This window comes from Herbaspirillum sp. UBA812 (assembly GCF_002296545.1).
Classification (GTDB): Bacteria; Pseudomonadota; Gammaproteobacteria; order Burkholderiales; family Burkholderiaceae_D; genus Herbaspirillum; species Herbaspirillum huttiense.
In genome coordinates this window covers 1-15,082 of the sequence record NZ_DBIC01000029.1, presented here as the reverse complement: position 1 = coordinate 15,082, position 15,082 = coordinate 1, and the positions used below count along the sequence as shown (strand labels likewise).

Annotated in this window: 11 protein-coding genes; all 11 read right to left on the bottom strand. The window is 61.9% G+C overall.

Annotated features, from left to right (window positions below):
• Positions 1-1,058 (bottom strand): DUF6708 domain-containing protein (locus tag B3873_RS01580; protein ID WP_286863693.1); only part of this gene is annotated, 1,058 nt, incomplete at its 3' end.
• On the bottom strand, positions 1,058-3,562 hold the full coding sequence (locus B3873_RS01575; RefSeq protein ID WP_286863692.1) for a T6SS effector BTH_I2691 family protein: 2,505 nt from the start codon (positions 3,560-3,562) through the stop codon (positions 1,058-1,060). The genes B3873_RS01580 and B3873_RS01575, both read right to left, overlap by 1 nt.
• A complete protein-coding gene (locus B3873_RS01570; RefSeq protein WP_286863691.1) occupies positions 3,559-4,452 on the bottom strand; it encodes a DUF4123 domain-containing protein in 894 nt (297 codons plus the stop codon). The genes B3873_RS01575 and B3873_RS01570 overlap by 4 nt, the downstream gene beginning before the upstream one ends.
• Before the next feature lie 17 nt (positions 4,453-4,469).
• The gene (locus tag B3873_RS01565) at positions 4,470-6,950 is read right to left on the bottom strand and encodes a type VI secretion system Vgr family protein (protein WP_286863690.1); all 2,481 of its coding nucleotides are present in this window, start codon (positions 6,948-6,950) and stop codon (positions 4,470-4,472) included.
• 179 nt (positions 6,951-7,129) lie between these two features.
• Positions 7,130-8,611: a xylulokinase gene (gene xylB / locus B3873_RS01560; RefSeq protein WP_286863689.1), complete on the bottom strand. Its 1,482-nt coding sequence runs from the start codon at positions 8,609-8,611 to the stop codon at positions 7,130-7,132.
• A 32-nt stretch (positions 8,612-8,643) separates the two neighbouring features.
• On the bottom strand, positions 8,644-9,525 hold the full coding sequence (locus B3873_RS01555; protein WP_286863688.1) for an AraC family transcriptional regulator: 882 nt from the start codon (positions 9,523-9,525) through the stop codon (positions 8,644-8,646).
• Positions 9,461-10,681, bottom strand: a complete 1,221-nt coding sequence (locus B3873_RS01550) for an ABC transporter ATP-binding protein (protein ID WP_286863687.1) — start codon at positions 10,679-10,681, stop codon at positions 9,461-9,463. Before B3873_RS01550 ends, B3873_RS01555 begins: the two co-directional genes overlap by 65 nt.
• 2 nt (positions 10,682-10,683) lie before the next feature.
• Entirely contained in the window at positions 10,684-11,721 is a 1,038-nt protein-coding gene (locus B3873_RS01545) for an NAD(P)-dependent alcohol dehydrogenase (protein WP_286863686.1), read from the bottom strand.
• A gap of 9 nt (positions 11,722-11,730) precedes the next feature.
• A complete protein-coding gene (locus B3873_RS01540; RefSeq protein ID WP_134223054.1) occupies positions 11,731-12,543 on the bottom strand; it encodes a carbohydrate ABC transporter permease in 813 nt (270 codons plus the stop codon).
• Positions 12,531-13,409 carry a carbohydrate ABC transporter permease gene (locus B3873_RS01535; RefSeq protein WP_286863685.1) on the bottom strand — a complete coding sequence of 293 codons (879 nt, stop codon included), beginning with the start codon at positions 13,407-13,409 and terminating at the stop codon, positions 12,531-12,533. The genes B3873_RS01540 and B3873_RS01535 overlap by 13 nt, the downstream gene beginning before the upstream one ends.
• 77 nt (positions 13,410-13,486) lie before the next feature.
• Positions 13,487-14,758: an ABC transporter substrate-binding protein gene (locus B3873_RS01530; RefSeq protein ID WP_286863684.1), complete on the bottom strand. Its 1,272-nt coding sequence runs from the start codon at positions 14,756-14,758 to the stop codon at positions 13,487-13,489.
• Positions 14,759-15,082 lie beyond the last annotated feature (324 nt).

Genomic DNA, 15,082 nt, shown 5'->3' with positions numbered 1-15,082 from the left:
TCTTGTGCCCAGAGACGGGCATTCGCGACGGGGTCTTTTTTGCCGTTCCAGTTTTTCATTTCTCTTTTGTCGCCATTGGGATACTCGTTGCGTTCAAGAGCAAGCGCCGTTTCCGCCCAACCCACTGGCGTGTCTCCCGAGGGTTGATCGAATGGGTCGTCGGGTTCGATGATGCTTATTTGGGCGACCGCTTCAGGCCAGATAGGTTCGCGGCAGGTCCAGAGCGCCATCAGACGCAAACCGGTCATCAACAGGATGAACGGCATCATGGAGATGCGATAGTCTGCGCTGGCGCGCATGCCGAATCCGTACATGCAGAACAGAAAGCTCTCCAAGCTATTTTCTTTCTCCTTGAAGAACAACAGAGGCTTGGGCAATTCTGCCGGGCCGTGATTCATGTACCAGCACCAATAGTTCCATTGAGACAGGAGGTCTTCCAGACTTTCGTCCTCGGCCCATTTCTTACCTATCGCGAATGCGCGAGTGACGTTGCCGTGATCATCAACCTCGTAGTACCGAATATGGTAGACATGGCGGCAATGGGCCACACCACGGTGGATGCAGAAGATCGCATGTTCATTCCAGGGAATTTCCCATGTGGCATCACCTTGGCTCGGCTTGCAGAAGAATCTGCGACGGCGGATGGCATGGATTTTTTTCTCTTTGCGATTGAAGCGGATGGGGCGGCGGGTTAATGAAAAGAATTCGTCGCGCCCATACTTGAACACCATGTGTACAAAATAGATGACGGATGCGATCACAATGAGGTAGAAGGTAACTGCCCCGATCCCAATGACCGCTGGAGGACTCATTAGAACCCGGCACAGGAATAGGATTAGCGCACCCGAAAACAACCCTGCCAACAGTACTCCTCCAGCATGCCGTTGCCGATCTCTAAATGGCTGATCTGTCACATCCATAAAGGTCGAATTGATTCTGAATAGGGTGCTTCCATCCTTGCATTCGGAACTGACAGGCTTGTCGATTGGTAAGCGATGTCTGAGATCCCAATCAGGGATAGGTTTGCCCGCTCTGTAGGGGAACGCGCGTTCGTCCATTATTGCACTCCCACTGCGTCACGATATCCCTTCAATTCGGCTTCGAAGGACGTGTACTTTATTCCTGCAGAAAATTCGCAGTGCGCTATCCATGTCTTTAGCGCACTGTTGTTTACATATGCTATCGCGATCCCGATACCGAAAGAGAGCAAGAAAATTGGCCAGAATAATGAGCCCAGGGAGAAAAAAAGTGCAAACGCGATTCGCGCGCCGAGAATGCCATTCAGAAAATACAGTGAAGCTAACCCAAATTTTTCATCCTTAAGGGCCTCCCAACCTTTATCGAAAATGTCCCAGGCGGCAACGCCGAGACCGGCGAGGAGTCCGGCGGTGCGAGCGAGGAAAATAATCTTCCCAACTGTTCTATCGATCCCAGCCCATTGTCTTCGAATAAAAGCGCTCAATGGGTGATCTGATGAATCTTTAACACTGATCGCTGCAGCCTCCACAATAGTCGCGCTCAAGCTTGTGATCGCTGCTGTCGCCTTGACGCGTGTTTCCCACAGATTGAACTGATCGTTATTGTCCAGATCTGTCATGGCGAATTGCAACGCCGCCATTTGTACGATCATGGTCACGACGCCAAGCTTGAAGTCTCGCGGCGATCCCGACCCCAGCCAATTCTTCGCCGTGGTAACCCCAGGAATACCAATCCCCTTGATGCTTCCTGGCGCGATGCGGCCATCCTTTTCAAGAGCGCCGATGTCCAGCGCATAGTAGAAGTGGTTCTGAACTCTGGCCCGCTTGACAGCCTCTCGCGCTTGGGTGCGCGCATCGACTCTGGTTTTCTTACGGTCTGTCTCCAGTTTTATGCCTTGTTCTTTCGCTTGTGCGATAGCCCATTGCGCAACATCGACACGGCTCATGTTGCTGACCTTGATGCCAACACCACCCAAAAGCTGAAGGTGAGTCAGTGCAATTGCTCGTGCGAGGGCACTACTGCTCCCGCTAATGGCTTTGACAATTACATTGCCTGTGGTCAGCGCCAAGCGATCAATCAATTGCTCCGCCTGCTTCGGATCGTCCAAGCGCAAGACTGCACCTTTGTAGACATTGAGAATGTTCTCGAGCTGGAAGTCGCTACCCTTGAGCTGCGTTTCGGTAGCCGCGATGATGTCTGCCTGGTTGAGCAGCAAGGCGCGGGCATAGAGATTGCGGTTGTCTTGAAGATTGCCACTGGAGATCCAACTGGAGAGTTGATCAATACATGGCTTCGAACAGACGGCCTTGCCGATGCATTGCGACATCGATTCGCTATAGGCATAACCACTGCGGATGTCAGCATCGTCATGAACACCCTCCATCCAGTTGGCCAATTGTTCGCTCTTGAGCCAGCCAAGATGTCCCATCAGCAGTTGCAAAAGTTGCGGTTCAAATTGCTTGAGCGCAGCATCGTAGATCGCCGGAAAGGCTTTCATCGCCGCTTCGTCCAGCGTCGGCTTTCCATTGTCATGGGTCAATTCATGCCAGGCATCATCGGCCGCTGCCTGCTGGCGTCCGGCCAGGTCCTCGCCATATTTTTTGCGCTGTTCCTGGAGTTTCTTCTCATGACGGTCTATCCCGCCCAGCTTGAACATGGCGCCCAAGGTCTTCAAGCCGTTGTAGATATCGCCATCCGGATGATGCGCCGAGGCTTCAGCAACCGCATCGCTGAAGACCACTTCCTGGCGGGCCTCCTGGCGTACGTGGTGCTCGGTCAGCGCGAGCAGGTCAGCAATCATCTTGCGTTGGTGCAGCTTCTCATCGAACCCGGCCTGTAGATCCGGTACCGTCAATTCACTCAAATCGTTGGTCATTCCCACCGGATCATTGAGCGCGGCAATGTAGCCCTTGTGATGCGGCCCATGCTCCGCCATGATCGCCCTGAAGCGTACAGCCGTGGCGAGCTTGCGTGCCTCGGATTCAGTGGGCGTGTTGCTGAAGGCGTAGGCTTTTTTCATGGCGGCTTCGTCCGCCACAAAATGCGCCACCTTGTCCGCACTCGCATTGAACTCTCCGGTATGGACCGCACTGCCTGCCAGCATCGCCGGGATATCGATGCACTGCATATGTTTCTTGCGCCAGCCCGCGTCACTGACCTTCTTGAGCAAGGCCTTGGTCCACTGCACGTTGGACCAGCCAATCCAGAAGTTGCCGGCCGGGTCGGACGCCGTGTGGATGATGTCGACGCAATACGCCCGCACCAGCTCGCCTGGATCAATGCACGCAAAACGGATCTTCGCCGGATGCGGCGCGTTGTACTCCAGCGAATAGTTCCAGAGATGCCCGGTCGGCATGACCACATAAGCCTTGAGCCGTCCGCGCTTCTCGTCATAGGTATAGAGATAGCCAGGACGCAGCGCCCGCAAGCTGTATTTCGCCGCACCGGCGGACTGCGGGGCACCCTCAATCTTGAAATTGCCGGACAGCCCCGGTACGCCTGCCGCGCCATAAGGACTGGCCACGGCATAGCGGACCGGATAGATCAGCAAGCCTTTCTTGTCGCAAAAATTGCATCCGTTCATCGTGCTGCTCCTGTAGTAGGGGACATGAGATGGCGCACAGCGTCCATCTGCCGATAATCATCCGGACCGAGCCGCTGGAGCAGGGCGTTCCAGCTGAGCTCGCCACTGGCCAGCGCAGCCCAGGCACCATGCAGTGGGGGATGGTCCAGAAAAGCGCTGCCATAGCGCAGGCAATGCAAGGCGTACTCCGTCAGTTCAACGGGGTCGGTGATCTTGAGTACCTGACGTGCGCGCAACAAGGCCGAGTCGCCGCGCCGTGCATACAGCAGGATTTCCGGCGGCGTGCACGCAGCCAGGTTCTCCGGCAGCTGGCGCAGGACCTTGTCGAGCACATCGCAATGCGCCAGGCTGTGCCACTGGCTGGCGTCGGGCCAGGCTGGCCGGCTGCCGCCCAGCACGTCGATCTCCTCGCCCGGACCGGTGACGCTCCACCAGTGGCCACTCCAGGGAAAGCGCCACTGCGTGACCGGCCCCAGCAGGGCGCGCGTTTGCTCGTCAGAAAACAACTGCAGCGTCAGTGCCAGCACGCGTGGGTCGTAATAGCGCCAGTAGACTTGGCGATCCTCCACGCCGGGACCGATCAGGAAGCGTGTGAGGCCGCGCACGAGGCGTTCGGGATCCGCAGCGCTCTCCAGCCAGGCACACAGGATGGGAGGCTCTTCTGCATGGGGCGCACTGCGTAGCGCCGTGGTCATCCACTGCTGCTGATCGGCACTGAGCGTGGCCATGTCGATGAGCCTGGGCATCAGGTCGTCCGCATCCTTGATCCGCCCGACTTCGCACACGCGCATGGGCAGTTCGTGCAGGGGTGAGCGCGGATCCAGATTGGCCGGTTCCACCAGCACCTGGCCATGGGTGATGACCTCATCGGGAAACGAAATGGCATGCATGCGTTCTCCTCGCACAATCAGGACAGCGCAACACTGGCGCTGCCGGACTGCGCCGCACCGCTGGCGCGCGAAGGACAGAGCTGTGCGCCGGGGAATTCGGCGGGCTTGGCCTGCGGCCCCAAGGTCTGGTGATCAGAGGCATGGACGTGATGCGCACCTTGCGTAAAGCCGGTGATGCCCTCCGCAATGACCAGTTCACTGCCACCGCCATTGAGACGGATGCCTTTCTTGGCTTTGAGATTGATCCAGTCCCGCGTGCTGATGATGTCCACCACCTTCTGCGCAAGGATCTCCATGCCGTCGTTCTGCGCCTGGATCTCCACGCGGCCACTGGCGGCGATCAGCCTGGCGCCCAGCCGATAGGCAAGCAGGGAGAGCTTTTCTGCCGCACTGGCAAAGAAGGATTTGCCGGCCGCTAACGAGACATGGCTGCCAGCCGTGAGAGCTGCATGTTCCGCGCTGGCGAGGTGGGTGGAGGCACCGGAGCTGGCCTCGATGCCGCAGGGGCTGGAGAGGACCAGATGCGGTTCGGCCAGTTCAGGGAAACGGCCGTCCTGAGCGCCTCCTTGTCCCTTGATGGCCTCGTTCTGGCTCTGGATGGCTTGCGCGGCCTCGTGCTGATCCGCATGCTTGTCCTGGGCCTGATGCTCCTGGGCCAGTTTGCTGAGACTTGCCACCGTGTCGTGTGCCTGCGCCAGACGGCCTACGGTCTCGGCCATGTCGGTCATGTGGCCGCGCGCCTTGGGGCGTGGCTCGCTGGTGAGCAGCAGGCCTTGCGCCGCACGGATCACGCCATGTGCGTCAGTTCGTAGTTCGAAGCCTGCGCCCCTGGCATCCTGGCGGCCCGCGTGCCGTTCTATACGCGTCACATGGCCCAGCGCTAGCTGGCTGTCGAAGGCGTCGCTGCGTACTTGTGTCTGGATCGCCTCGTGGGTGTCGTCAAAGAGTACGTGTCCGGAGCGCCCACCCGCCGCATTGCCGGCACCTGGTGCCAGCTCGCGGCTGCGCAGGCCCGACAAGGCGGCCTGCGAGGGCAGGGCCCAGGGCGGCATGTTGAGTTGATTGACGACTGAACCGGTGATGATGGGACGATCCGCATGTCCTCCCAGCCATTGCACGATCACCAGTTGTCCTATCCGGGGTACCGCCACCAGCCCCTGTTCGGCACCAGCCCAACTGCTGGCGACTCGTATCCATGCCGTACTGTGTTCGTCATTGCGACCCTGGAGATCCCAATGAAATTGCACTTTGACACGCCCATATTCATCCACATGCAGATTTTCGCCGGAAGGACCGACGACGGTGGCGGTCTGCATGCCGTGCAGGACGGTGGGCTGGCTGGTGTAGCCACGGCCGGGACGCCAGGGCAGCAGCTTGCGCGCACAGCGTACGTGATTGGCGTAGAACGGGGGGGTCTCTGCATCCTGCAGATAATTGTTGCTGGCGCTATGCTCCACGCTGATGATCAGAAATTCCTGATCCTCAGCGCTGGCGTCGCCGCCGACGGCAAGGTGTTCCGAGAAATGTCCTGTCAGACGGAAACTTCGCCCTGGCTGCAGGTAACGGCAATTGCCCTTCCCCTCGAACAGTTGCGCTGCCGCCTCGAATTCCTCCATGCGCACGCGGCTTTGACGGTCGCCGGCCTCAAGGTTGGAAAATCCGTAGGCTCCTGTGTATTCGTAGTGCTCCACCGGCAGCACCGCGCCCTGTTTGTTCAGAGTCGGTACGTCCACCTGCTGCGGTCGCGCCATCTTGAAGTCATAGCTCGACAGACGGGTGCTGGACGGCTGGAACTGGCGCACCATCGACCACTGCGCCATGCCGTCTTCCTCAATGGCACCGCCGTGATGCTGGAACGGGACTTGGCCGCCGCCATCGATGGGTTTGGCATAGGTCGAATCGTCGGACAGCCTGAGCTGATGTCCGTCTGTCTGGTGTTCATAGTGGTAGTGCCAGCCTGCATCTTCCCAGCGCCGATGCAGCAGGTTGCTGTCGCTCTCGTCGAACTGGAACATGTCGGTGCGCACCGGATCGCCATGCCGCAGCTGGCAATCCCAGCGGGCATGTGACGGATAGGCGCTGAAGATCTCGGCGCTCAGACCTTCAAGGTTCCGCTGATGAAAGATGCGATTGTTGATGCGCGCAGCCAGGAATGCCATCCACGGCACCAGCCGCGCTTCGTAGAAGGCGATGCCGCCGTCGGTGCGCAAGAAGGAAAAACGCTCGACATAACCCGTGAAGTGGCGCTGCGTTCCATCCGCGCGCACCAGTGCCACCCGCAACAACTTGCCCATCAGCGCCTCCAGCGGGATGCACGCATCGTCGCTGAGCAGTTCCAGCGTATAAGCGTAATCGCGACTCAAGGCCTCGCCGGCATTGAGGCGATTGATCAGCAGTTCGACGTCGGGGGCATCGTCATTGACGAAGTGAAGTTGCAGGATGCGGTGATGCTGGCGCTGCCGGGTCAGGCTGTCCCAGCCGGTGGTGCGGGAATGCATGCGTCTCCTTCTGCGGGGAAAATGAATATCCCGAAGAAGGCAGGGAAGACTTCAGCAAGCCGAATCGGGAAGCGCAGATGTTGCACGATGGCTTGCTTGAAGTCTGTTGAATTGCTTCGAAAAATGCCGCGTATTTTTTGGAGATAAGGAGCAGGCCGGACGCCGGTGGTCCGTCGATTTCAGGACTGCGAGAACGCGATGAATTCGTCTGCGAGACTACGATAGAGGCGACGATATTGTGCCAGCCTGCGCTGCAATTGCGCCTGCCTTGCAGTATCAGGGCGATACCATTCCAGTACCTCGGGTGGGACGCACACGCTGGCCGCATCCTCCCCCGTCCGCGCCAACCTCCCCAACCTCGCCGCCCCCAACGCCGCGCCCACTTCCGCCCCTGCATGCCGTCGCAGAGGCATCCCCAGGGCGGTAGCACACAGCTCCCCCCAGAACGCACTGCGTGATCCACCGCCCACAAAAGCCGCACTCTCCAGCGTAGTGCCCGCAGCCTGCAAGGCCGCATAGCCATCGGCCATCGCAAAGGCCACGCCTTCCATCACCGCATAGGCCAGATGCGCAGTCTCATGCGCGGGCGTCATGCCGAACAGCACGCCCTTGGCCGTCGCATCATTGTGCGGCGTGCGCTCGCCATTCAGATACGGCAGGAACAAGGGAGCCTGTGCCTGCTGCGTCGCCGTCAATCGCTCCGCCCCTGCCACCAATTCGCCCACCGGCCGCGCCGTCACGCCCGAGAGCCAATGCAGGCTGGCGGCTGCCGACAGGATCACGCTCATCTGATGCCATTGCCCCGGCAGGCAGTGGCAGAACGCATGCACGCCCTGTTGCGGATTGGGGGCATGCCGCGCCGTGGCGGCGAACAAGACGCCCGAGCTGCCCAGCGACAGGAATGCATCGCCCGCCTGGATCACGCCGATACCCACCGCGCTGGCCGCATTGTCCCCGGCACCGCCGGCCACCACCACCGGGCCGTTGATGCCCCATTCGCGCCGCAACTCCTCACGCAACTGGCCGGCCACGTCACTGCCTTCGACCAGGCGCGGCATGTGGCTGCGATCCAGCCCGGTGGCCGCCAGCATGCGGTCGGACCAGTCGCGCTGCGCCACGTCCAGCCAGAGCGTGCCGGCCGCGTCCGACATCTCGGAGACGAATTCTCCCGTCAGCTTCCAGCCCAGGTAATCCTTGGGCAGCAAGACCTTGTCGATGGCGCGGTACACCGCCGGTTCGTATTTCGACAGCCACAGCAGTTTGGGTGCCGTGAAACCCGGCATGGCCCGATTGCCGGTGATGGCGGGCGCATCCGGCACCAGTGCTTCCAGCTCCACGCATTCCGCATGGGCGCGCATGTCGTTCCACAGGATGGCCGGACGTAATACATTGCCGTTGCGATCCAGCAGGGTGGCGCCATGCATCTGGCCGGAGATGCCGATGCCGCGCAGGGCCTGGAAGGCCTGCGGGGACTCGGCACGCAACGCGGCGATGGCGTCGAGCGTGGCGTTCCACCAGGCCTGCGGCGCCTGCTCGGACCACAGCGGATGCGGGTTGTCCACCCGCAGGCGGGCGCTGCTGGTGGCGATGACGTGGGAGTCGTCGTCGGTGAGGACGAGCTTGACTTCGGAAGTGCCGAGGTCGATGCCGAGATAGCTCAAATCATTTTCCTTTGCGTGCAAGTGGAGAGGCGCTACGCGACCGCCCGGACTTCATCGTTGAGCCGGTGCAGCGCACGGAAGCGCGAGGGCGGCATGCCCTTGTGAGCCAGGAACTGGCGATTGAAATTGGAAAGATTGTTGAACCCGACCCGGTAGCACACCTCGGTCACGCTCAGTTCGGTACACATCAGCAATTCGCAGGCCTCGTTCAGGCGCAATCCGTTCTGGTACTGGATGAAGGTGCAGCCCGTATGCCGCTTGAAGAAGCGCGTAAAGCTGCTTACGCTCATCCCCGCCAGTTCGGCCACATCGCTCTCGCGCAGGTTGCCGCCCAGGTTCTGGCGGATGCAGGAAAGCACCTGGTTGATGGTGGACGACATGTGCCGCTGGGCATCCAGGTCGTAGCCCGGGCCGGCCAGGGGCTTGCGTTCGCGGCAGGAGGCCAGCTGTTCCAGCACGCTCATCATCAGCACCACACGGCGCGCACCGCCGGCCTCTGCCAGGTCCTGCATCAGCGGAATGATCGACCTGCCCAGCGCATCGGGAAACTGCAATCCGCGTGCTGCGCCCTCCAGCAGGTCCTGCAAGGGCGAGAGCTCCGGGATGGCCCCCAGCATGCGGTCGGCGAAGGGCCGCGAGAATTGCAGCACCAGGTCGCGCGCGCCCACGTGTTCGCCCGCACCCAGGTTGCTGACCCAGTTGTGCGGCAGGTTGGGGCCGGTCAGCACCAGGTTGCCGGGACCGAAGTCGCCGATGAAATCGCCCACGAAAAACTTGCCGCTGGAAGCGGTGATGACGTGGACTTCGTATTCAGGATGAAAATGCCATTTGGCCACCGTGTGCGGGTAGTCATGCACCCACGCCCTGAACGATTCGTCCTGGCGGGTATGGACCAGCTCCAGATCCGGACTCATGCTTTGTCTCCTTGCCATGCGGGCCGTCGTCTTGTCCGCCGGCCGCAAAGGCGGCGGGCGGCAGCGACAGGTTCTCTCCGCTGTGTACATCGAACACGTGCAACGCGTGCTGATCGAAGGCCAGGTGCAGGCGCTGTCCCGCCTGCGGCAGGTGCTGCGCGCTCACCAGGGCGGTCAGCGTCTGTGCGCCCCAGCGGGTGGTGAGGAGGGCATCGGCCCCCAGGATCTCCACCAGTTCCACATCGACCGCGCAGGTCAGGCTGTGGGCGGCGTCCTGCTCTCCAGCCATGCGGACATAGTCAGGACGCACCGCCAACTTTACCGACATTCCCGGCATCAGGCGTGAAAACCTTTCATCTTGCAGGACCCAGCGCTGGTCTTCGCAGCGCACCGAGAGCGTGGCCCCATCGCGCTCGACCACGCCATCAAGGAAGTTCATGGCAGGCGTGCCGATGAATCCGGCCGCAAAGAGCGTGCGCGGATAACGATAGAGCTCGGCCGGCGAACCCGCCTGCACGATCTGTCCGCCCTGCATGAGGATGACGCGGTCAGCCAGCGTCATGGCTTCGAGCTGGTCGTGGGTAACGTAGACGGTGGTGGTGCGCAGGCGCTGGTGCAGGCGCTTGATGTCGCCGCGCAATTGCGCGCGCAGTTTGGCATCGAGGTTGGAGAGCGGCTCATCGAACAGGAACACCGACGGCGTCTTGATGATGGCGCGCGCAATCGCCGCGCGCTGCTGCTGGCCACCGGACATGGCGCGCGGCTTGCGGCCTAGCAGGGCATCGAGATTCAACATGGCCGCCACTTCGCGCACGCGGCGGTCGATCTCGTCGGCCGGACGTTTCAGACGGCGCAGGCCGAAGGCGATATTGTCATACACGTTCATGTGCGGATAGAGCGCGTAGTTCTGGAACACCATGGCCACGTTGCGATCCCGCGCAGGCAGCGCGTTGACCACCTTGCCGCCGATGGAGAGGGTGCCGCCGCTGATCTCTTCGAGCCCGGCGATCATGCGCAGCATGGTCGATTTGCCGCAGCCGGAGGGGCCGAGCAGGACCACGAATTCGCCATCACCGATGGTGAGGTCCAGCGGATGCAATACCGGCGGGCCACCGGCGTAATGCTTGGACAAGCCCTGGCAGCGGATGTCGGCCATGGTCAGCCTTCCATTTCGATCTGGATCTTCACATCCTGCGGACGGCCGCGCGCGGCTTCCTCGAAGGCCTCAATCCCCTGCGAGAAGGGGAAACTGCGTGAAATGAAAGGCTTCACATCGATCATTCCCGAGCTCAGCAGCGCCAGTGCGCGCGGGAAAATGTTGGCATAACGGAAGACTGATTCCAGCCGCACTTCCTTGGTCTGCATGGTCACCACGTCCAGTCCCACCGGCTCCGGCGGCATGCCCACCAGCACCGCGCAGCCACCGGGACACACCAGATCCAGCAAGGTCTGGTAGACGCCGGCATGGCCCGACGCCTCAAACACCACATCGGCACCCCAGCCCTCGGTGACCTGCTGCACCACATCGGTCAGGGCCTGCTGTGTCACGTCCACCGTGATGACGGCGGGATTGTTGGCGAAGTGGGCCAGCTTCTCGGCCACCACATCGGCCAGGATCACGCGCGCCGCGCCCCCCGCCAGCGCTGCCAGTGCAGTCATGGCACCGATGGTACCGGCACCGATCACCACGGCCGTATCGCCCGGCTTCATGCGCGCCTTGGTGGCGGCCTGCAGGCCGATGGACAAGGGTTCGACGATGGCCCCTTCGGCAAAGCTGACGTTGTCCGGCAGCCGATAGGTGAAGGCCGCAGGATGCACCACGCTGCCGGTGAGGCAGCCGTGGATGGGCGGCGTGGCCCAGAAGCGCACCGAGGGGTCGAGGTTGTACAGGCCGCGCAGCGTGGCCGGCGAATCCAGGCGCGGAATGCCCGGCTCCATGCAGACGCGGTCGCCGAGCTTCAGTTGCGTAACGTCGCTGCCGACTTCGATGATGGTGCCCGAGGCCTCGTGCCCCAGCACCATGGGCGCTTCCACCTTGAAGGGACCGATGCGGCCGTGGGTGTAGTAGTGCAGGTCGCTGCCGCAGATGCCCACGGTGTGGATGCGGATGCGCACATCCTGGGCACCGAGATCCTGCGGCAGGTCGATGTCGCGCAGGGCCAGTTCACGCGTGGCTTCGAGTACGAGGGCTTGCATGGGGTCTCCTTATTTTCCGGTGAGGATGGAATTCAACAGTCGGCTCAAGACGCCGACAAAGATCAGGGGCGGCAGCGCCAGCAAGACGGTGGAAGCGTTGATCACGCCCCACGGCACTTCCTGCCCCATGGAGGTAAAGGCCGAGGCCACCACCGGCAGCGTGGCGCTGTTGGAGGAGGTCAGCGCCAGGGCGATCATCAGTTCGTTCCAGACCAGCACGAAGCTGAAGATGATCCCGCCCAGCAAGGTGCCGGCGCAGTTGGGCAGGGCGATCTTCCAGAACACCGCATAGGGGCCATAGCCGTCGAGGGTGGCTGCTTCCTCGATCTCGCGCGGCATGCGCTGGAACACCGGGATCGACAGCCAGGTAATGGTGGAGAGCGTGGTCAGCAGGTAAGTCACGATCATCGAGAAGCGCGTGTCATACAGCCCCAGGTCGACCCAGATCGCGATGAGCGGAATGGCCACCGCCACCGGCGGCAGGAAACGCAGCGAGAGCAGGAAAAACTGGATGTCGCGCTTGCCCGGCACGTGATAGCGCGCAATCACGTAGGCTGCCGGCACACCCATGAGCGTACCCAGCAGCACGGCGCTGCCGACGATGACGGCACTGTTGGTCAGGCCCACCAGCACTTCCGGACTGCCGATGACCTGGCGATAGTTCTCCAGCGTCGGCGTGAAGAGAAAGCGCGGTGTCGGCGTGACGATGTCCAGCAAGGTCTTCAGCGAATTGAGCAGCGCCCACAGCAGCGGAAACACCGCCACCAGCACCAGCAGGATGCCCACGCCCCAGACGGCGCAGCGTGCGATCAGTCTTCCCATTTGCTCACCCGTTTCCAGATCAGGGTAAAGATCAGCGTGGTGGCCACCATCATCAGCACCGCCATGGTGGAGGCATACGAAACCTTGCCGGACAGCCCGATGCCTTGGGCATAGGCATACATGTCCAGCGTTTCGGTAGCCACGCCCGGCCCGCCCTTGGTCATCACGTAGATCAGGTCGAAGGAGCGCAGCGACTCCACCATCTTGATGAAGACCAGGCTGACGAGCGGGGCCTTCAACATCGGCAGGGCGATGTAGGCATACACCTGCCAGGTGCGGGCGTGGTCCAGCCGCGCCGCCTCCAGTGGCTCGGGCGGCAGGGTTTCCAGCAGCTTCAGGACGATCACGGCGAAGAACAATCCCCACTGCCAGATATCGACGGCGGCCACCGCATAGAGCGCCAGCAGCGGGTCCGAGAGGAAGGCCGTGTCATGGATGCCCACCAGTCCCAGCAGCCAGCCCAGGATGCCGGTCAGCGGCGAATACATGAACTTCCAGATGAAGGCGGCCGACACGCGCGGCAGCAGCACCGGCGTGATCAGCAAGACGCACATGGCTTGCCGCCATTTGCCATGGACGTTTTCAAACAGGTAGATGGCGATGAGGATGCCGGCCACCACCGCACCCAGCACGGTGACCACTTCCCAGATCGCCGAGACTTCGATGGCATTGAGGAAGCGCCGGTCCGACAGCAGCCGCTCGACATTGCGCAGCCAGACATAGTCGCTGTCGGGATAGCGCAGCACGCGGTTCTTCAGTGCCAGGTTGATCGCCGCCACCGTCGGTACCAGCCCCAGTACCAGCATCACCAGCAGCGACGGGCCGAGGAACAGGTAGGGCAGCGAGGTCTTTCCACGATTGAACATGCAGGACTCCGGAGTCCGCCCCGTTCCGGCAAGGGAACAGGGCGGCTACATCGTTTGACGCGGTTGAATGAAGTAAATTATTTGCGCGCGTGTTCCATCGCGTCCTGCGCATACTGGGCGGCTTCGTTCAGGGCGCGCGGAATGTCCTTCTGGGTGCCGGTGAAGACTTCTTCCAGCGCCACGCCCAGGTTGTCGCCGATGTCCGGCCACTGCGGGCTGGGCCAGATGGTCAGCTTGGAGACCGGGGTGGTGTCCTTCAGGCCGGCAAGGATCTGCGGCTTGACGTTCATCTGGAAGTAATCGCTCTGGATGGTGCTGGTGCGGTTGTAGTCGCTGAAGACCTTCTCGCGCAGGCGCGCCTGTTCCTGCTCCTTGCCGGTGGCAAAGGCGATGAACTTGCCGGCTGCCTGGCGCGTGCACTCGTCCTTGGCACCGATGGCGGAGATGGCCAGCCCGTGGCCGTAGGCGGCCGAGGGCAGCGGTGCCGGCGGGCGAGCATAGCCGACCTTGTCGGCCACGCTGGACTTGCTGCTGTCTTCCATCCAGTCGGCGAAGGGCGTGGACTCGATCATGAAGGCCACCTTGCCCGAGCGGAAGGCTTCCAGCGCATTGCTCCAGTCATAGGTGGCCGCACCCGGGGGGCCGTACTTGAACAGTTCCGCATAGAGCTGCGTGGCCTTGACGGCCGCCGGCGAATTGAAGGCCGGCTGGTTGTTCTTGTCGGTCCACTGGCCGCCCTCGGCCAGCATGAAGGGCGCCCAGCGCCACACGTTCATGCCCGAGCCGCGCTGGCCGCGTGCCACCCAGCCATAGACGCCGGGCGGCGAATGCAGCTTCTTGATGTCGGCCACCAGTTCGTCCAGCGTGCGCGGTACCGGCAGGCCGGCCTTTTCCAGCAGGTCGCGGCGATAGAAGAGGAAATCGGAACCGCCGATCAGCGGCGCGAAATACGCCACGTCCTTGTAGCTGGCCACCGCCCGGCGGCCGGGCAGGAAGTCGTCATAGTCGGCCTCCTTGGGGAAATACTTCAGCAGCGGCACGATCCAGCCGGCCGAGGCGAACTCGGCCACGTTGGCTTCATCGACGTAATACACCTGGTAGGAACCGGCCTTGGTGGAAGCATCCAGGCGCGACTTGGCGCGCCGGTCGTTCTCGCCGAAGTAGCTGATCTCCACACGGGTGCCGGTGCGCTTCTGGTAATCGGCGAGCGATTTCTCCATCACCGTCAGGCCCAGGCTCTTCTGCGCCAGCACCTTCAGCACGGGGACATTGCAGGACTGCGCCGATGCCACCACGGGCAGGGCAGTGCCAAGGACGGCGCACGCGGCGCCCAAGCAGATCTTGTTCACGGGTTGTCTCCTGGTATTTTTTATCGTTCAGGTCGGGCGCAGATGCGGGGGGATTCGCAAGCACCCTTTGCCTTCACAGGCAGGAGCAAGAGTACGAGGGCAGGGCGCGCCGCTCCACGCCAAAAGCGTGCGGCGGGCTGATACTTTTTGATCGTTTGTTGTGGGGGCTGCGCGGTTTTGTATTACCGCTGCATGGGAAAGAAAGGCCTCAGCCCGCCAGCGCCGGCAGGCTCACGGTAGCCACCAGCCCACTGCCTTGCGCCGGCGCATCGAGCCGGATCGCGCCCTGCGAAGCCTGCACGATCTCGCGCACGATGGCCAGGC

What these genes read in the sequence shown, in the direction of transcription:
- B3873_RS01575 (WP_286863692.1), bottom strand. Translation starts at nt 3,562, where the DNA reads ATGAACGGATGCAATTTTTGCGACAAGAAAGGCTTGCTGATCTATCCG.
- B3873_RS01540 (WP_134223054.1), bottom strand. Translation starts at nt 12,543, where the DNA reads ATGGGAAGACTGATCGCACGCTGCGCCGTCTGGGGCGTGGGCATCCTG.
- B3873_RS01535 (WP_286863685.1), bottom strand. Translation starts at nt 13,409, where the DNA reads ATGTTCAATCGTGGAAAGACCTCGCTGCCCTACCTGTTCCTCGGCCCG.
- B3873_RS01555 (WP_286863688.1), bottom strand. Translation starts at nt 9,525, where the DNA reads ATGAGTCCGGATCTGGAGCTGGTCCATACCCGCCAGGACGAATCGTTC.
- B3873_RS01565 (WP_286863690.1), bottom strand. Translation starts at nt 6,950, where the DNA reads ATGCATTCCCGCACCACCGGCTGGGACAGCCTGACCCGGCAGCGCCAG.
- B3873_RS01570 (WP_286863691.1), bottom strand. Translation starts at nt 4,452, where the DNA reads ATGCATGCCATTTCGTTTCCCGATGAGGTCATCACCCATGGCCAGGTG.
- B3873_RS01545 (WP_286863686.1), bottom strand. Translation starts at nt 11,721, where the DNA reads ATGCAAGCCCTCGTACTCGAAGCCACGCGTGAACTGGCCCTGCGCGAC.
- B3873_RS01550 (WP_286863687.1), bottom strand. Translation starts at nt 10,681, where the DNA reads ATGGCCGACATCCGCTGCCAGGGCTTGTCCAAGCATTACGCCGGTGGC.